Here is a 17,464-nt window from a genome sequence, read left to right on the forward strand (position 1 = left end):
GCGGAAATCTATCCACAGTGTCCGAGCAGTAAGCCGTGGCCAGGATGGGGGTCCTTGCCACGGTGAAAATCGCGCACCGCCCGTTGTGGCACCGCGCCAGACAAGAAAAAAAACCGAGGTTTTCAATGACAACTGCTCTTCAACAGCCTTCACTTTCAAGCCAATGCATGGCCGAGTTTCTCGGCACCGCGCTGCTGATCTTCTTCGGCACCGGTTGCGTCGCTGCGCTCAAGGTCGCGGGCGCCAGCTTTGGCTTGTGGGAAATCAGCATCATCTGGGGGATCGGCGTGAGCATGGCGATCTACCTGAGCGCCGGCATTTCCGGGGCTCATCTCAACCCCGCAGTGAGTATCGCGCTGTGCCTCTTCGCCGATTTCGACAAGCGCAAACTGCCCTTCTATATCATCGCCCAGGTTGCCGGCGCCTTTTGCTCCGCCGCGCTGGTCTACATGCTCTACAGCAACCTGTTTTTCGATTACGAACAAACTCACCAGATGGTCCGAGGCTCGGCAGCCAGCCTGGAACTGGCCTCGGTGTTTTCCACCTATCCTCACGCCCTGTTGAATACAGCCCAGGCATTCCTGGTAGAAATGGTCATCACCGCCATCCTGATGGGCGTGATCATGGCCCTGACCGATGACAACAACGGCTTGCCCCGTGGCCCGCTGGCCCCACTGCTGATCGGCTTGCTGATCGCGGTGATCGGCAGCGCCATGGGCCCGCTGACCGGGTTTGCGATGAACCCGGCCCGGGATTTCGGCCCCAAGCTGATGACCTTTTTCGCCGGTTGGGGTGAAATGGCTTTCACCGGCGGGCGCGATATTCCTTACTTCCTGATTCCGATCGTTGCACCGATTGTCGGTGCCTGCCTCGGCGCTGCGGCCTATCGCGGGTTGATTGCCCGCCATCTGCCCAGCGCCGCAATGCCTGCTACAACTGTTGCACCCGAAACCGCCGCCAACGGCAACACCCGAACGTCCTGAAACGCTAGCCTGGGCCCCCTGCCCCTTGTGGCCCAGGCTACTGACCCATTCCCTTTTTCCGTCCAAGGCAATCGACATGACCGACACACAGAATAAGAACTACATCATTGCCCTTGATCAGGGCACCACCAGTTCGCGGGCGATCATCTTTGATCGTGATGCCAACGTGGTGTGCACCGCCCAGCGCGAATTCGTCCAGCATTACCCACAAGCCGGCTGGGTCGAGCATGACCCGATGGAAATCTTCGCCACCCAGAGCGCCGTGATGGTCGAAGCCCTGGCACAAGCCGGCTTGCACCATGACCAGGTCGCCGCCATCGGCATCACCAACCAGCGTGAAACCACGGTGGTCTGGGACAAGATCACCGGCCGCCCGATCTACAACGCCATTGTCTGGCAGTGCCGGCGCAGTACCGAGATCTGCCAGCAGCTCAAGCGCGACGGCCATGAGCAGTACATCAGCGACACCACCGGCCTGGTCACCGACCCGTACTTCTCCGGCACCAAGCTCAAATGGATCCTCGATAACGTCGAAGGCAGCCGCGAACGTGCGCGCAACGGCGAGTTGCTGTTCGGCACCATCGACAGCTGGCTGATCTGGAAATTCACCGGCGGCAAGACCCACGTCACCGACTACACCAACGCCTCACGCACCATGCTCTTCAACATCCACACCCTGGAGTGGGACGCGAAGATGCTGGAGGTGCTGGACATTCCGCGCGAGATGCTGCCAGAGGTTAAGTCCTCCTCCGAAATTTACGGCCGCACCAAAAGCGGGATTGCCATCGGCGGCATTGCCGGCGACCAGCAAGCGGCGCTGTTCGGCCAGATGTGTGTCGAGCCGGGCCAGGCGAAAAACACCTACGGCACCGGCTGCTTCCTGCTGATGAACACCGGCGACAAGGCGGTCAAATCCCAGCACGGCATGCTGACCACCATCGCTTGCGGCCCCCGTGGCGAAGTGGCCTACGCCCTGGAAGGCGCGGTATTCAACGGCGGCTCCACCGTGCAGTGGCTGCGCGACGAGCTGAAGATCATCAATGACGCCCACGACACCGAATACTTCGCCAACAAGGTCAAGGACAGCAACGGCGTGTACCTGGTGCCGGCCTTCACTGGCCTGGGCGCTCCGTACTGGGACCCCTATGCCCGTGGCGCGCTGTTCGGCCTGACCCGTGGCGTACGGGTCGATCACATTATTCGTGCGGCCCTGGAGTCGATTGCCTACCAGACCCGCGACGTGCTCGACGCCATGCAGCAGGATTCCGGCGAACGCCTCAAATCCCTGCGGGTGGACGGCGGCGCCGTGGCCAACAACTTCCTGATGCAGTTCCAGGCCGACATCCTCGGCACCCAGGTCGAGCGCCCGCAAATGCGCGAGACCACAGCATTGGGCGCGGCCTACCTGGCCGGCCTGGCCTGTGGTTTCTGGGGCAGCCTGGAAGAGTTGCGGGGCAAGGCGGTGATCGAGCGCGAATTTGCACCGCAACTGGACGAGCCCGCCAAAGAAAAACTCTACGCCGGCTGGAAAAAAGCGGTCAGCCGCACCCGCGACTGGGAACCCCACGAAGGCGCTGAATAAGCCAAGCGCTGGACCCACTTAGGGTTGTAACTGGCAGGGAGCAGATTCCTGCGTCATCATGGGCCACTTTTTTGTACGGCAGCCCAAAGGACGCCCCATGAATCTGCCTCCCCGTCAGCAGCAAATCCTCGAACTGGTCCGCGAACGCGGCTACGTCAGTATCGAGGAAATGGCGCAGCTGTTCGTTGTGACCCCGCAAACCATCCGCCGCGATATCAATCAACTGGCCGAAGCCAACCTGCTGCGTCGCTACCACGGCGGCGCCGCCTATGACTCCAGCGTCGAAAACACCGAGTACGCCATGCGTGCCGACCAGATGCGCGATGAAAAACAGCGTATCGGCGAAGCCATTGCCGCCCAGATCCCCGACCATGCCTCGTTGTTCATCAATATCGGCACCACCACCGAATCCATCGCCAGGGCGCTGCTCAACCACAGCCACCTGAAGATCATCACCAATAACCTCAACGTTGCCATGATGCTCAGCGCCAAGGACGACTTCGACGTGCTGCTGACCGGCGGCAATGTGCGCCGCGACGGCGGCGTGGTGGGCCAGGCCAGCGTGGACTTTATCAACCAGTTCAAGGTCGATTTTGCCCTGGTGGGGATCAGCGGCATCGACGAGGACGGCAGCCTGCTGGACTTCGACTATCAGGAAGTGCGGGTTTCCCAGGCGATCATTGCCAATGCGCGCAAGGTGATCCTGGCGGCGGACTCCAGCAAGTTCGGGCGCAATGCCATGATTCGCCTGGGGCCCATCAGCTTGATTGATTGCCTGGTTACCGATCAGCAGCCGGTGCCGGCGCTGGTGCAGTTGTTGAACCAGAACAAGATTCGCCTGGAAGTCGTGTAACCGCCCGCACCTCTAGCGCCTGCACCGGCGCCATCGCGGGCAAGCCCGCTCCCACAGGTTGAACACATTCCAAATGTGGGAGCGGGCTTGCCCGCGATGGCGGCCTAAAGGGCCACAACTCTCTTGAGCCAACACAAGGCTCAATGTTCACAATTCTTCCTTTCCCTACCCTTCGATGAGTTTTTTCAATCGAATTCGACTGGCTGCGTCCGCCTTTATAAGCTACCATTTTCGCAAACGAACATTAATGTTCAAATTCAAATATAAATAAAGATCGCGAGGCCAGCCGATGACCCCTTCTACCTTGCCTGCCCCACCCCTTGCCGAAGTCTATGATGTTGCCGTTATTGGCGGCGGGATCAATGGCGTGGGCATCGCGGCAGATGCGGCCGGGCGCGGCCTGTCGGTGTTCCTTTGCGAAAAGGATGACCTGGCCAGCCACACCTCGTCCGCCAGCAGCAAGCTGATCCATGGCGGCCTGCGCTATCTTGAACATTACGAATTCCGCCTGGTGCGCGAAGCCCTGGCGGAACGCGAAGTGCTGCTGGCCAAGGCCCCGCACATCGTCAAGCAGATGCGCTTTGTGTTGCCCCATCGCCCACACCTGCGCCCGGCCTGGATGATCCGTGCCGGCCTGTTCCTGTATGACCACCTCGGCAAACGCGAAAAGCTCGCAGGCTCCAAAAGCCTGAAGTTCGGCGCCGACAGCCCGCTGAAAAGCGAAATCACCAAGGGCTTTGAATACTCCGATTGCTGGGTCGATGACGCACGCCTGGTGGTGCTCAATGCCATGGCCGCCCGGGAAAAGGGCGCGCATATCCACACCCAGACCCGCTGCGTCAGCGCCCGCCGCAGCAAGGGCCTGTGGCACCTGCACCTGGAGCGCGCCGATGGCAGCCTGTTGTCGATCCGCGCCAAGGCCCTGGTGAATGCGGCCGGCCCGTGGGTCGCCAAGTTCATCAAGGATGACCTCAAGCTCGATTCGCCCTATGGCATCCGCCTGATCCAGGGCAGCCACCTGATCGTGCCGAAGCTGTACGAAGGCGCCCATGCACACATCCTGCAGAATGAAGACGGGCGTATCGTCTTCACCATTCCGTACCTCAATCACCTGACCATCATCGGCACCACCGACCGTGAGTACACCGGCGACCCGGCGAAAGTGGCGATTACCGAGGGTGAAACGGACTACATGCTCAAGGTGGTCAATGCCCACTTCAAGCAGCAACTGAGCCGCGACGATATCGTGCACACCTATTCCGGCGTGCGCCCGCTGTGCAACGACGAGTCGGATAACCCATCGGCCATCACCCGCGACTACACCCTGGCGCTGTCCGGCACCGGCGAAGAAGCGCCGATCCTGTCGGTATTCGGCGGCAAGCTGACCACCTACCGCAAGCTGGCGGAGTCGGCCCTGGCGCAACTGGCCCCCTACTTCCCCCAGATCAAGCCAAGCTGGACCGCCACCGCGAGCCTGCCCGGCGGCGAAGACATGAGCACGCCTGAAGCCCTGGCCACGGACATTCGCAGCAAGTTCGAGTGGATTCCCAGCGAAATCGCCCGTCGCTGGTCCACCACCTATGGCAGCCGCACCTGGCGCCTGCTCGAAGGCGTGCAAGCGCTGGCCGACCTGGGCGAACACCTGGGTGGCGGCCTGTACACCCGGGAAGTCGACTACCTGTGCGCCGAAGAATGGGCGACCCAGGCCTACGACATCCTGTGGCGCCGCACCAAACTGGGGCTGTTCACCACCCCCGAGGAACAGGAAAACCTGCAGCGTTACCTGATCAAGGTCGAGCAGAACCGCAGCAAGATCGAAGCGGCCTGATGCACCCAGCCCCTGCACCGAAAGGTCCAGGGGCTTTTTTTGGCGCGGGCACTGTACGCAAACTCCTACAGATTCGGTTTTCCGAACGTGATACCACCCCCTATTCGGTTTGCCGGACTTAAACCCCGGATAAACCCCGTCACATAAAGTTAATCACTATATAAATCATATATTTATATCTTTATTCACAGTCTGGCACGACTCATGCTCTACACTTGGGACGTGTTTGCCTGAGATGCTTCAGGAGCCGTCACAGGCATTCGCTGTATCGAAAGAGCCGTCCAGGCTTCATAAAAAAAACAAATGTCGAGGAAGTATTGATGCGTATCGTTCCCCATATTTTGGGCGCAGCTATTGCTGCCGCTCTGATTAGCACTCCCGTCTTCGCCGCCGAACTGACTGGCACACTGAAGAAAATCAAAGAGTCGGGCACCATCACCCTGGGCCACCGCGACGCCTCCATCCCGTTCTCCTACATCGCGGACGGTTCCGGCAAGCCAGTGGGCTACTCCCACGACATTCAACTGGCCATCGTCAAAGCGGTCGAAAAAGACCTCGGCATGAAGGAAGGTGAGCTGAAGGTCAAATACAACCTGGTCACTTCGCAAACCCGTATCCCGCTGGTGCAGAACGGCACCGTGGACGTTGAGTGTGGTTCCACCACCAACAACGTCGAGCGTCAGCAACAAGTCGACTTCTCCGTCGGCATCTTCGAAATCGGTACCCGTCTGCTGTCCAAAAAGAACTCGACCTACAAGGATTTCGCTGACCTCAAGGGCAAGAACGTCGTAACCACCGCCGGCACCACGTCCGAGCGCATCCTCAAGTCCATGAACGCTGACAAGCAAATGGGCATGAACGTTATCTCCGCCAAAGACCACGGTGAGTCCTTCCAGATGCTGGAAAGCGGCCGCGCCGTTGCCTTCATGATGGACGACGCACTGCTGGCCGGTGAAATGGCCAAGGCCAAGAAGCCAACTGACTGGGCCGTGACCGGCACGCCACAATCCTTTGAAATCTACGGCTGCATGGTTCGCAAAGGCGATGCTCCGTTCAAGAAGGCTGTGGATGACGCCATCGTCGCCACCTACAAGTCCGGCGAAATCAACAACATCTACACCAAGTGGTTCAGCTCGCCGATCCCACCAAAAGGCCTGAACCTGATGTTCCCGATGAGCGACGAACTCAAGGCCCTGATCGCCAACCCGACTGACAAAGCGGCTGACGACAAAACGGCTGAAAAAAAGTCCTGATTCCGAACTAACCTTATCTCCTGAGGGAGCCAACCCTCCCTCAGGCGTCTGTTACTACCTGCTGGCATTATTTGGAACACTCGACCTGGCGGTTTCCGAGCCGATCGCGTGTGCCTGACGTTCACCGTCAGGCGGGAATGGATCTTCCCCAAGCGGGTGCTTGTACATCGATCGATTTCGGGGGAGACCCTAATGAATTACAACTGGGACTGGGGCGTATTCTTCAAGTCCACCGGCGTGGGCAGCGAGACTTATCTCGACTGGTTCATCTCCGGTTTGGGCTGGACCATCGCCATCGCCATCGTGGCCTGGATCGTCGCCTTGCTGCTGGGCTCGGTATTGGGCGTGATGCGCACGATGCCTAATCGCCTCGTGGCCGGCATTGCCACCTGCTACGTGGAACTGTTTCGTAACGTGCCCCTGCTGGTTCAGCTGTTTATCTGGTACTTCCTGGTGCCCGACCTGCTGCCGCAAAACCTGCAGGACTGGTACAAACAAGACTTGAACCCGACCACCTCGGCCTACCTGAGCGTTGTCGTGTGCCTGGGCCTGTTCACCGCCGCCCGCGTATGTGAACAAGTGCGTACCGGTATCCAGGCGCTGCCCCGTGGCCAGGAAGCCGCCGCACGCGCCATGGGCTTCAGCCTGTCGCAGATCTACTGGAATGTGCTGCTACCCCAGGCCTATCGGATCATCATTCCGCCGCTTACCTCGGAATTCCTCAACGTCTTCAAGAACTCCTCCGTGGCGTCCCTGATCGGCCTGATGGAACTGCTGGCGCAAACCAAGCAAACCGCCGAGTTCTCGGCCAACCTGTTTGAAGCCTTCACCCTGGCCACGCTGATCTACTTCACCCTGAACATGAGCCTGATGCTGCTGATGCGCGTGGTCGAGAAGAAAGTCGCCGTACCCGGCCTGATTTCCGTGGGGGGCAAATAATGGACTTCGATTTCAGCGGTATCATCCCGGCCATGCCCGGCCTATGGAACGGCATGGTCATGACCTTGAAGCTGATGGTCATGGGCGTGGTCGGCGGCATCATTCTCGGTACTATCCTGGCCTTGATGCGCCTGTCCTCCAGCAAACTGCTGTCGCGCGTGGCCGGCGCCTATGTGAACTACTTCCGCTCGATCCCGCTGCTGTTGGTGATCACCTGGTTCTACCTCGCGGTGCCGTTCGTGTTGCGCTGGATCACAGGTGAAGACACGCCGATTGGTGCGTTCACCTCCTGCGTCGTGGCGTTCATGATGTTCGAGGCGGCGTATTTCTGCGAAATCGTGCGGGCCGGCGTGCAGTCGATCCCCAAAGGCCAGATGGCCGCCGCACAAGCGATGGGCATGACCTACGGCCAGACCATGCGCCTGATCATCCTGCCCCAGGCGTTCCGCAAGATGACCCCGCTGCTGCTGCAGCAGAGCATCATCCTGTTCCAGGACACCTCGCTGGTCTACACCGTGGGCCTGGTGGACTTCCTCAACTCCGCCCGTTCCAACGGCGACATTATCGGCCGCTCCAATGAGTTCCTGATCTTCGCCGGTGTCGTCTACTTCATCATCAGCTTTGCCGCCTCGCTGCTGGTCAAGCGTCTGCAAAAAAGGTTTGCCGTATGATCTCTATCAAGAACATCAACAAGTGGTATGGCGACTTCCAGGTGCTGACCGATTGCAGCACCGAGGTCAAGAAAGGCGAAGTGATCGTGGTGTGCGGGCCGTCCGGCTCGGGCAAGTCCACTCTGATCAAGTGCGTCAACGCCCTGGAACCGTTCCAGAAAGGTGACGTGGTAGTGGACGGCACCTCGATTGCCGACCCGAAGACCAACCTGCCGAAACTGCGCTCGCGCGTGGGCATGGTGTTCCAGCACTTTGAACTGTTCCCGCACATGACCATCACCGAAAACCTGACTGTCGCGCAGATCAAGGTGTTGGGCCGCAGCAAGGAAGAAGCCACCAAGAAAGGCCTGCAACTGCTGGAGCGCGTGGGCCTGTCGGCGCACGCCCACAAGCATCCCGGCCAGCTTTCCGGCGGCCAGCAGCAGCGCGTGGCAATTGCCCGTGCCCTGGCCATGGACCCAATTGTCATGCTGTTCGACGAACCGACTTCGGCCCTGGACCCGGAGATGGTCAACGAAGTACTGGACGTGATGGTGCAACTGGCCCAGGAAGGCATGACCATGATGTGCGTAACCCACGAAATGGGCTTTGCCCGTAAAGTGGCCGACCGCGTGATCTTCATGGACGCCGGCAAGATCATCGAAGACTGCCCTAAAGAAGAGTTCTTCGGCGACATCAGCGCCCGCTCCGAACGTGCGCAGCACTTCCTCGAGAAAATCCTGCAGCACTAAGCACGACACAGCGTCCACTGTAGAAACCGGGCCCTGTGGGAGCGGGCTTGCCCGCGATTGCGGCATATCAGTCAACCTCTCTGTGGCTGACCTACCGTCATCGCGGGCAAGCCCGCTCCCACACGGTTCCAGGCAAGCGCTGGTTGACCCAAGGCATCTGTGATGAAATGCGACCCCACCCTCTATCGCGCCGCACCGCCATCCCTTGCCGTGAAGCCTCGTCTGATTCGCCAACTGTTCCTGCCGCCCCTGATCATCCTGTTGATGATCGGCCTGGGCTTTATCGGCTTCTGGACCAGCGAGCACTACGGCATCCGCACCCTGGGCGAGAACGGCGAGCGCCAGCTGGAGCTGCATGCGCGCACGGTCGAGAGTGAGATCAGCAAGTACACCTACCTACCCAGCCTGCTGGAGCTGGAATCCAGCGTCTCCAAATTGCTGGCCGACCCGACCCCGGAACACCGGCAAACGGTTAACGACTACCTCGAAGGCCTGAACCGGCGCAGCCGCAGCCGGGCGATTTATGTGATGGACACCACCGGCCGCGTAATGGCCACCAGCAACTGGCGCGATGTCGACAGTTACCTCGGTGAAGACCTGTCGTTCCGCGCCTATTTCCAGAATGCCGTGCGTGGCCAGCCAGGGCGTTTCTATGGCATCGGCAGCACCAACGGCGAACCCGGCTACTACCTGGCCCATGGCCTGGAAGAACGCGGCAAGATCATCGGCGTGGCGGTGGTCAAGGTGCGCCTCGAAGCGTTGGAAGAACGCTGGCAGCGCGCGCGCCTGGAAGCCTTCGTCAGTGACGAGAACGGCATCATCATCCTCTCCAGCGACCCGGCGCGCCGGCTCAAGGCGGTGCGCCCGCTGAGCGACGAGACCAAGGAACGCCTGGCCCGCAGCCTGCAATATTACTGGGCGACCCTTAACGAACTGCAACCCCTGGCCCGCGAGCACCTCAACACAGGCACCGAAAAACTGACCTTCCCGGCCAACAGTGAAGTGGTGGCCGACGACCGGGAAGTCACCTACCTGGCCCAGACCCGGCCCCTGAACGACACACCGTGGAACTTCACCCTGCTCACCCCGCTCAACGACCTGCGCCAGGCCGCGATCAACCAGGGCATCCTCGTCGCGGTGGCCTTTGCCCTGGTGGCGTTCCTGCTGATTGCCTGGAATGAGCGGCGCAAGGTGATCGCTACGCGCCTGGCCGCCCGCGAGGCCTTGCAAGAGGCCAATAACCAGCTGGAGCGGCGGATTGCCGAACGCACGACCGACCTGCGGGCCAGCAACGAACGGCTCAAGGCGCAGATCCGCGAACGGCGCCAGGCCGAAGAAACCCTGCGCCGGGCCCAGGACGAATTGGTCCAGGCCGGCAAGCTGGCGGCCATCGGCCAGATGTCCACCAGCATCGCCCATGAACTGAACCAGCCCCTGGCGGCCCTGCGCACCTTGTCCGGCAACACCGTGCGCTTCCTGGAGCGCGGGGCCCTGGATACCGCCAGCACCAACCTCAAGACCATCAATGAACTGATCGACCGCATGGGCCGCATCACCGCCAGCCTGCGCTCGTTTGCCCGGCGTGGCGACGACCAGGGCGAAGCCAGCCTGGGCAAGGCCGTGGATGCCGCATTCCAGGTGCTGGGCAGCCGCCTCGACAGCCTGCCGTTGACCGTGCACCGCGGCTTCAGCCAGGCCATGCTGCAGATCGACCAGACGCGCCTGGAGCAGATCCTGGTCAACCTGATCGGCAACGCCCTGGATGCGATGCACGCCCAACCCACCCCCCAGCTGTGGCTGGAAAGTGACAGCAGCGAAGGCAAATACCGCCTGCGGGTGCGAGACAACGGGCATGGCATCGACCCGGAGACCCGCAAGCACCTGTTTGAACCCTTTTTTACCACCAAACCCGGCGAACAAGGGTTGGGCCTGGGCCTGACCCTGTCGGCCAGCCTTGCGGCGGCCACCGGCGGCAGCCTGGCCGTCGAACATCCGGCTGCGGGTGGTACAGCCTTTGTCCTGAGCCTGCCCCTGGCAGGCCATCAACCCGGCGAGTCGATATGAACAGCCAACCCAACACCGAGCTGACCGTGCTGATTGTCGAAGACGATCCCCATGTGTTGCTCGGCTGCCAGCAAGCCCTGGCCCTGGAAGATATTCCCAGCGTCGGCGTGGCCAGCGCCGAAGAGGCCCTTAAACGTGTCGGCGAGAACTTTGCCGGCATTGTGATCAGTGATATCCGCCTGCCCGGCATCGACGGCCTGGAGTTGCTGACCCGCCTCAAGGCCCTGGATAAAAGCCTGCCGGTGGTGCTGATCACCGGCCACGGCGATATTTCCATGGCCGTGGGCGCGATGCGCAACGGCGCCTATGACTTCATGGAAAAACCCTTCTCCCCGGAACGCCTGGTGGACGTGGTGCGCCGCGCCCTCGAACAGCGCGGCCTGGCTCGGGAAGTGTGGTCGCTGCGCCGGCAACTGGCCGAGCGTGACTCCCTGGAAGGTCGGATCATCGGGCGCTCGCCGGCGATGCAGAACCTGCGTGAATTGATCGCCAACGTCGCCGACACCTCGGCCAACGTGCTGATCGAAGGCGAGACCGGCACCGGCAAGGAACTGGTCGCCCGTTGCCTGCACGACTTCAGCCGCCGCCACGCCCACCAGTTCGTGGCCCTGAACTGCGGCGGCCTGCCGGAAAACCTGTTTGAAAGCGAGATTTTCGGTCACGAAGCCAACGCCTTTACCGGCGCGGGCAAACGGCGGATCGGCAAGATCGAACATGCCCACGAAGGCACATTGTTCCTCGACGAAGTGGAAAGCATGCCGATGAACCTGCAGATCAAACTGCTACGGGTCTTGCAGGAGCGCACCCTGGAACGCCTGGGCTCGAACCAGAGCGTGGCGGTGGATTGCCGGGTGATTGCCGCCACCAAGTCCGACCTCAACGAATTGAGCCGCGCCAACCAGTTCCGCAGCGACCTGTACTACCGCCTGAACGTGGTGACCCTGGAACTGCCGCCGCTGCGCGAGCGTCGCGAAGATATCCTGCAGCTGTTTGAACACTTCCTGCAGCAGTCCTCCCTGCGCTTCGACCGCATCGCCCCGGAGCTGGACAACCAGACCCTGTCCAGCCTGATGAGCCATGACTGGCCCGGTAACGTGCGTGAACTGCGCAACGTCGCCGAACGTTTTGCCCTGGGCCTGCCGGCCTTCAAGAAAAGCGGCACCAGCCCCGACAACCATGGCCTGGCCTTTACCGAAGCGGTGGAAGCCTTTGAACGCAACCTGCTCAGCGACGCCCTGCAACGCAGTGGCGGCAACCTGACCCAGGCCAGCCTGGAACTGGGGATGGCCAAGACCACCCTGTTCGACAAGGTCAAGAAATACGGCCTGAGCCACTAAGGAGCCATACGTGGATTTAGTCTTCAAGGCCGCCCTCGGTGCGGCGGTGGTCTTGCTCCTGGCCGTACTGGCCAAGACCAGGAACTACTACATCGCCGGCCTGGTGCCGCTGTTTCCGACCTTCGCGCTGATCGCCCACTACATCGTCGGCAAAGGCCGCTCGGTGGACGATCTGAAGACCACCATTGTGTTCGGCATGTGGTCGATCATTCCCTACTTTGTGTACCTGGCGACCTTGTATGTAATGGTCGACCGCATGCGCCTGGAGGCCTCGCTGGCAGTGGCGGCGCTGGCGTGGCTGATGGCGGCGACGGTGCTGGTCAGCGTGTGGGTGCGGATCCATGCCTGACCCCATGGTCTACCTGCAAACCGAGTTGCCCGCATCGCAGCCTCGCTAAAGCTCGACAGCTCCCACATTTGATTCGTGTGGTTCCCAGGATTCTGCGCACTGTCTGTCGAGCCGAATCCCTGTGGGAGCTGTCGAGCCCCGGCGAGGCGGCGATGGGATCGACTCGGTACACCTGCAAAACCGAGCTGCCTGCATCGCAGCCTCGCTAAAGCTCGACAGCTCCCACATTTGATCCGGGTGACACTCAGGGCTCAGTGCACTGTCCCTTGTCGGTCCGAATCCCTGTGGGAGCTGTCGAGCCCCGGCGAGGCGGCGATGGGATCGACTCGGTACATCTGCAAAACCGAGGTGCCTGCATCGCAGCCTCGCTAAAGCTCGACAGCTCCTACATTTAATCCGTGTGGTTCCCAGGATTCTGCGCACTGTCTGTCGAGCCGAATCCCTGTGGGATCGACTCGGTCCACCTGCAAAACCGAGCTGCCTGCATCGCAGCCTCGCTAAAGCTCGACAGCTCCTACATTTGATCCAGGGGGATTCCTAGGATTCAGCGCACGATCTTGTCGATCTGGATCCCCAGCTTTTTCAAGCGGTACCAGAAGCTGCGCTCGGAGATGCCGATCCTCGATGCCGCTGCCGCCTGTACGCCATTGCTCTCTTGCAATGCTGCCAGGATGTAGGCTTTTTCTACCTCGGCCAGTGCTGCGTCCAAGTCCTGAGGCACGCCTGGGCCTTCGCTGAGGATTGTCGTCACATCCCGCTCGGTCGGCTGGGACGCGAACAGGTAGGCTGGCAAGTCGATATCTTCAATCAGCGGGCTGGCGGCGACGATGGTCGCGCGCTCTACGCAGTTTTGCAGCTCGCGGATATTGCCCGGCCAGTTGTAGGCGGCCATGGCCTGCAAGGCGTCGGGGCTGAAGCCGGTGATGCGCTTGCCGGCGTTGGCGCTCAGGCTGCGGGCAAAGTGGCGGGCCAGCGGGGCGATGTCTTCGACGCGCTCGCGCAGGGCGGGCAGCGGGATCGGGAATACATTGAGGCGGTAGTAGAGGTCCTCGCGAAACGTCTTGTTCGCCACCGCTTCCAAAAGGTTCTTGTTGGTGGCAGCGATCACCCGCACATCCACCTTGCGCTCGCGTGGGTCGCCCACCGGTTCGATCACCCGCTCCTGCAAGGCGCGTAGGATCTTGGCCTGCAAGGCCAAGGGCATATCCCCCACTTCATCGAGAAACAGCGTGCCCTTGTCGGCCTGCATAAAGCGCCCTACCCGGTCAGCCACGGCGCCGGTAAACGCGCCCTTGCGATGGCCGAACATTTCGCTTTCCAGCAAGCCTTCGGGGATCGCCGCGCAGTTGACCGCCACAAAGGGCTTGTCTGCACGGTTGCCATGCTTGTGAATGGCGCGGGCAACCATTTCCTTGCCAGTGCCGCTTTCGCCGGTCAGCAGGATCGTCGCGCTGCTCTCGCGTACCGAGTCCACCGCCTGCAGCACCCGGCGGAATGCCGGGCTATCCCCCACCAGGCTATCGAACTGCGCGTGCTCATCGAGCTCGGCGCGCAGCCGTGCGTTGTCGCGCATGATGTCGCGAAATTGCAAGGCCTTGGCCACGGTGATGTCCAGCTCGTCGATATCGAAGGGCTTGGCAATGTAGTCGTAGGCGCCGTTGCGCATCGACTGCACGGCATTCTTCACGGTGCTGTAGGCCGTCATCACGATCACCGGCAACTGCGGGTAACGCACCTTGATCTCGGCCAGCAGTTGCGGGCCGTCCATGCCGGGCATGCGCCAGTCGCTGATCACCAGGTCGATCTCTTCCTGCTCCAGCACCTTGAGCGCATGCAGGCCATTGCCGGCGATAAACACCTGGATATCGTTCTGGCTCAGGGCCGACGACAGCAAGTCGCAGAGCTTGGGCTCGTCGTCGACCACCAATATGTTATGTGTCATGACTGTCCTCGTCGTCGCCGTCATCTGCACCGTTGGCCGGAATGTACAAGGTGAAGGTGGCCCCGGCATCTTTCTCGCTGGTGCATTCGATGCGGCCATCGTGACTTTCCATGATCGAATAGACTTTTGCCAGACCCAGGCCGGTGCCCGAGGCCTTGGTGGTGACAAAGGGGGTAAAGATCCGCTCGATCATTTCAGGCGGGATACCCTGGCCGCTGTCGCTGATGCTGATCACCGTGGAGTACCCGGCACGGCTGATGCTTAAGGTCAGGCGCCCGCCCTGGGGCATGGCGTCGATGGCGTTGAGGATCAGGTTCAGGCACGCCTGCTTGAATTGCTTGGCGTCTACATACAGGGTCGCGCCGGGCGCCTGGTCATCGAGGTGCGCGTCGATGGCGTGGCTGGCCAGTTCCGGCGCGCAAAAGCCAAGGATTTCCTCCACCAACGGCCGCGCCAGTTGCTGGCTGCGCAGCGGCTCGCTGGGCTTGGCGAAGTCGAGGAAGTCGGTGATCAGGTCATTGATCCGGCTGACTTCGCTGATCACGTATTCCAGGTGGCGCTTGTCGGTCTCCGGCAGGTCCGTGCGGCGGTGCAGCAATTGGGTCGCGGTCTTGATGATGCCCAGGGGGTTGCGGATTTCATGGGCCAGGCCCATCGCCACTTCGCCCAGGGCATGCAGGCGGTCGCGGCGGCGCAGTTGGGCTTCGAGGTGATGCAGCTCACTCAGGCGCTCGGTCATATGGTTGAAGGTGCTGCTCAGTTGCGCCAGCTCGTCGCCGCCAATGACCGCCACGCGGTGCTGGTAGTTGCCGCTGATCACCGCGCTCACGCCCTGGGACAACTCGCGCAGTGGCCGGGTCAGGTGCCGGGAGACCAGCACACCGGCGCCCAGGGACAAGGCGGAGCTGAGCAGGAAGATCAGCACGAACAGATTGCTCTGGTTCACCAGCCCCACCAGGCTGGTGTGGCGCAGCAGGCCGCTGAAGATCACGCCCTGCAACTCGCCGGTGTCATTGAAGATCGGCCAGTACAGGCCGCTGTAGTTGCTGGTGAACTGTTCGCTGGGCTGCTTGGTGCTGCGCAGCAGGGTTTCCACGGATTTCGGCACGCGGGTCGGGTGGTCTTCAAAACGCTGGGTGGAGAAGATCTCCGAGAAACCATCGGTATTGGCCAGGTACAGGCGCAAGTCCAGGGAGTGCACCTCGGCGACACTGGTCAGGAAACTGCTGTCCAGGTAGGTGCCGACCAGCAGTTCATAGTCGACGCCATCCTGGCGGGTCGCGAAGGTGGAGATCACCACGCCGGTGGCCACCCCGCCGATCTGCACGGTTTGCAGCACCGCATTGGGTGCCAGGCTGATCTGGTTCACCACCTCATCGTCGACGGTACTGAACATCACCTTGCGGTCGTCAAGACGGATCAGCGTCACCACGTCGATATCGGTGGCGCGGGCAATGTCGGCAATCAAGCGGTCGTGCCGCGCCGCTTCCTGGCTGGAAGGCGAGCGCACATACCGCAGGAAGATCTGCGCCACACGGGCGTTGTCGTGCAGGATGTCACTGACTTCGTCCTTGACGATACGGGTCGACTCTTGCAGCCAGATGCGCACGTTGCTGTCGAAAATCTGCGACAGGGTGGTGGCCGCCAGTTCGGCGGCGATCATCGTCGGGATCACCGTCACCAGCCAGAACGCCAACACCAGCTTGCGCTGCAGGCTCCAGCGGGAAATGGCAAACGGGCGGGTTTTCTGGCGGGTTCTGGCGGTCATCGGGTTTCGCTTATTGCAGCAGCCATGGCAGGGTCGGATCGGTCCGGGCGAATAAATATTTTTACCAGCTTGAGCAGGGTGTCGAGCAGTCGGTTACGGTGCTGGAAGAACAGCGTATTGCCGGCAAACTCACAGCCCAGGCGTAGCTTACTGGCATACCCGGCCTGCCCGCACTCATACAACGCAATATTGTGCTCGATGCAGTAGGCGACGTTGGCCAGCCAACTGCGAAAGTACAGGTTATGTTCGCGGCTGTGGGCCAGGTCATGGGCAAAGAATTTGTCGATCAACCGGTGCTGGTCCAGCAGTACCAGGTTGAACGCCACCAGTTGCCCATCCACCCAGTAAAGTACACAGCGCGCCCGTTGTTCAAGCCGGGCAAGCACCTGGCTGAAATACCCGGCGGGCAGGCGTTCAAATTGCAGGTCGGCGCGGGCCAGGGTCGCTTCGTAGAGGCGCATGATGTCCGGCAGCACGTCATCGACATTGTCCCGCCACTCCACCTGTGGCCCCGGCGCACGCAGCTTGCGCCGCAGGTCCTTGCGCGTGGATTTGCCCAGGGAGCCCAGGTAGGCATCCACCGAGCCGTAGGGCAGCGGTAGCAACCCGGTGGGCAGGCTCGGCATGCTGTGCAGGCCGGCGGCCTGGCAGCTGTCGGCCCAGTCCTGGTCCCGGGTCGGGGCGTCCTTGACCGCCAGCAGGCCGATGCCGAATGCATCGGCGTCCCGACGCGCGGCGACCAGTAGTTGCTCCAACAGCACCCCGCGCCGCGCAGCGGGTACATGGCTGGCGACACCGGCATGGCATTGCTCGGCCACCGGCGAGCCGATGGCGTACAGGCCCAGGCGCAATGCGCCCGGCCACCAGCGTTCCAGGCGTTGGGTAAAGCGTTTGGCGAGGCCCGACACGGTGGTATCGAGACGGTAATGGGTGATGAACGCCGGGGCGACGGCCAGCAGTTGCCCGTCCTCATAGAGGGCCAGGTAACGCCATTGGAAGTCGTCGATGGCGGCGTTTTCCACGGCGACGTAGTAATCCCAATCTTCCAATGCCAGGGGAAAGCAGTCATTCCAGGCACTGCGGTCGATGGCTTGGATAGTTGAATAGGCTTTAGTGCTGATCACAGCGTTTCCTTCATCTAAAAACACCGCGTAAACCGGACCA

14 protein-coding genes are annotated in these 17,464 nt (G+C 61.3%); 11 read left to right on the forward strand and 3 right to left on the reverse strand.

Annotated features, from left to right (window positions below):
* Positions 1-125 precede the first annotated feature (125 nt).
* The 11 genes from AC07W7_RS13580 to AC07W7_RS13630 all read left to right on the forward strand — a co-directional run bounded on the left by AC07W7_RS13580 (position 126) and on the right by AC07W7_RS13630 (position 12,590).
* Positions 126-983 (forward strand): MIP/aquaporin family protein, encoded by an 858-nt coding sequence (locus AC07W7_RS13580; RefSeq protein WP_495039480.1) that lies wholly within the window; start codon positions 126-128, stop codon positions 981-983.
* A gap of 76 nt (positions 984-1,059) precedes the next feature.
* Positions 1,060-2,565 carry a glycerol kinase GlpK gene (gene glpK / locus AC07W7_RS13585; protein ID WP_076965200.1) on the forward strand — a complete coding sequence of 502 codons (1,506 nt, stop codon included), beginning with the start codon at positions 1,060-1,062 and terminating at the stop codon, positions 2,563-2,565.
* Positions 2,566-2,662: 97 nt separating this feature from the next.
* Positions 2,663-3,418 carry a DeoR/GlpR family transcriptional regulator gene (locus tag AC07W7_RS13590; protein ID WP_076965199.1) on the forward strand — a complete coding sequence of 252 codons (756 nt, stop codon included), beginning with the start codon at positions 2,663-2,665 and terminating at the stop codon, positions 3,416-3,418.
* Between the two features lie 289 nt (positions 3,419-3,707).
* Positions 3,708-5,246, forward strand: a complete 1,539-nt coding sequence (gene glpD / locus AC07W7_RS13595) for a glycerol-3-phosphate dehydrogenase (protein ID WP_495039481.1) — start codon at positions 3,708-3,710, stop codon at positions 5,244-5,246.
* A gap of 320 nt (positions 5,247-5,566) precedes the next feature.
* A complete protein-coding gene (locus AC07W7_RS13600) occupies positions 5,567-6,499 on the forward strand; it encodes a glutamate/aspartate ABC transporter substrate-binding protein (RefSeq protein WP_236309426.1) in 933 nt (310 codons plus the stop codon).
* Positions 6,500-6,691: 192 nt separating this feature from the next.
* The gene (locus AC07W7_RS13605) at positions 6,692-7,438 is read left to right on the forward strand and encodes an amino acid ABC transporter permease (RefSeq protein ID WP_076962429.1); all 747 of its coding nucleotides are present in this window, start codon (positions 6,692-6,694) and stop codon (positions 7,436-7,438) included.
* Positions 7,438-8,109, forward strand: a complete 672-nt coding sequence (locus AC07W7_RS13610) for an amino acid ABC transporter permease (protein ID WP_076962428.1) — start codon at positions 7,438-7,440, stop codon at positions 8,107-8,109. Before AC07W7_RS13605 ends, AC07W7_RS13610 begins: the two co-directional genes overlap by 1 nt.
* Positions 8,106-8,840, forward strand: a complete 735-nt coding sequence (locus AC07W7_RS13615) for an amino acid ABC transporter ATP-binding protein (RefSeq protein ID WP_076962427.1) — start codon at positions 8,106-8,108, stop codon at positions 8,838-8,840. Before AC07W7_RS13610 ends, AC07W7_RS13615 begins: the two co-directional genes overlap by 4 nt.
* A 162-nt stretch (positions 8,841-9,002) precedes the next feature.
* Positions 9,003-10,904 (forward strand): two-component sensor histidine kinase AauS, encoded by a 1,902-nt coding sequence (gene aauS / locus AC07W7_RS13620; protein WP_076962426.1) that lies wholly within the window; start codon positions 9,003-9,005, stop codon positions 10,902-10,904.
* A complete protein-coding gene (gene aauR / locus AC07W7_RS13625) occupies positions 10,901-12,241 on the forward strand; it encodes a two-component response regulator AauR (protein WP_076962425.1) in 1,341 nt (446 codons plus the stop codon). The genes aauS and aauR overlap by 4 nt, the downstream gene beginning before the upstream one ends.
* A gap of 10 nt (positions 12,242-12,251) precedes the next feature.
* Positions 12,252-12,590, forward strand: a complete 339-nt coding sequence (locus tag AC07W7_RS13630; RefSeq protein ID WP_076962424.1) for a GlpM family protein — start codon at positions 12,252-12,254, stop codon at positions 12,588-12,590.
* Between the two features lie 544 nt (positions 12,591-13,134).
* Here AC07W7_RS13630 and AC07W7_RS13635 read toward each other — a convergent pair.
* Genes AC07W7_RS13635 through AC07W7_RS13645 form a run of 3 tightly spaced genes read right to left on the reverse strand, consistent with a single transcriptional unit; the run spans position 13,135 to position 17,424 of the window.
* Complete coding sequence (locus AC07W7_RS13635; RefSeq protein ID WP_099167721.1) at positions 13,135-14,532, reverse strand: sigma-54-dependent transcriptional regulator; 1,398 nt, start codon at positions 14,530-14,532, stop codon at positions 13,135-13,137.
* Positions 14,522-16,300 carry a sensor histidine kinase gene (locus AC07W7_RS13640; protein WP_076962422.1) on the reverse strand — a complete coding sequence of 593 codons (1,779 nt, stop codon included), beginning with the start codon at positions 16,298-16,300 and terminating at the stop codon, positions 14,522-14,524. The genes AC07W7_RS13635 and AC07W7_RS13640 overlap by 11 nt, the downstream gene beginning before the upstream one ends.
* Entirely contained in the window at positions 16,297-17,424 is a 1,128-nt protein-coding gene (locus tag AC07W7_RS13645; protein ID WP_495039482.1) for a GNAT family N-acetyltransferase, read from the reverse strand. Before AC07W7_RS13645 ends, AC07W7_RS13640 begins: the two co-directional genes overlap by 4 nt.
* Between the last annotated feature and the right edge of the window lie 40 nt (positions 17,425-17,464).

This window comes from Pseudomonas sp. GW821-FHT01D09 (assembly GCF_059422465.1).

Coding starts and splice junctions, on each gene's coding strand:
- AC07W7_RS13610 (WP_076962428.1), top strand. CDS start 7,438: ATGGACTTCGATTTCAGCGGTATCATCCCGGCCATGCCCGGCCTATGG.
- AC07W7_RS13640 (WP_076962422.1), bottom strand. CDS start 16,300: ATGACCGCCAGAACCCGCCAGAAAACCCGCCCGTTTGCCATTTCCCGC.
- aauR (WP_076962425.1), top strand. CDS start 10,901: ATGAACAGCCAACCCAACACCGAGCTGACCGTGCTGATTGTCGAAGAC.
- AC07W7_RS13580 (WP_495039480.1), top strand. CDS start 126: ATGACAACTGCTCTTCAACAGCCTTCACTTTCAAGCCAATGCATGGCC.
- AC07W7_RS13590 (WP_076965199.1), top strand. CDS start 2,663: ATGAATCTGCCTCCCCGTCAGCAGCAAATCCTCGAACTGGTCCGCGAA.
- AC07W7_RS13635 (WP_099167721.1), bottom strand. CDS start 14,532: ATGACACATAACATATTGGTGGTCGACGACGAGCCCAAGCTCTGCGAC.
- aauS (WP_076962426.1), top strand. CDS start 9,003: ATGAAATGCGACCCCACCCTCTATCGCGCCGCACCGCCATCCCTTGCC.
- AC07W7_RS13605 (WP_076962429.1), top strand. CDS start 6,692: ATGAATTACAACTGGGACTGGGGCGTATTCTTCAAGTCCACCGGCGTG.
- glpK (WP_076965200.1), top strand. CDS start 1,060: ATGACCGACACACAGAATAAGAACTACATCATTGCCCTTGATCAGGGC.
- AC07W7_RS13615 (WP_076962427.1), top strand. CDS start 8,106: ATGATCTCTATCAAGAACATCAACAAGTGGTATGGCGACTTCCAGGTG.
- glpD (WP_495039481.1), top strand. CDS start 3,708: ATGACCCCTTCTACCTTGCCTGCCCCACCCCTTGCCGAAGTCTATGAT.
- AC07W7_RS13600 (WP_236309426.1), top strand. CDS start 5,567: ATGCGTATCGTTCCCCATATTTTGGGCGCAGCTATTGCTGCCGCTCTG.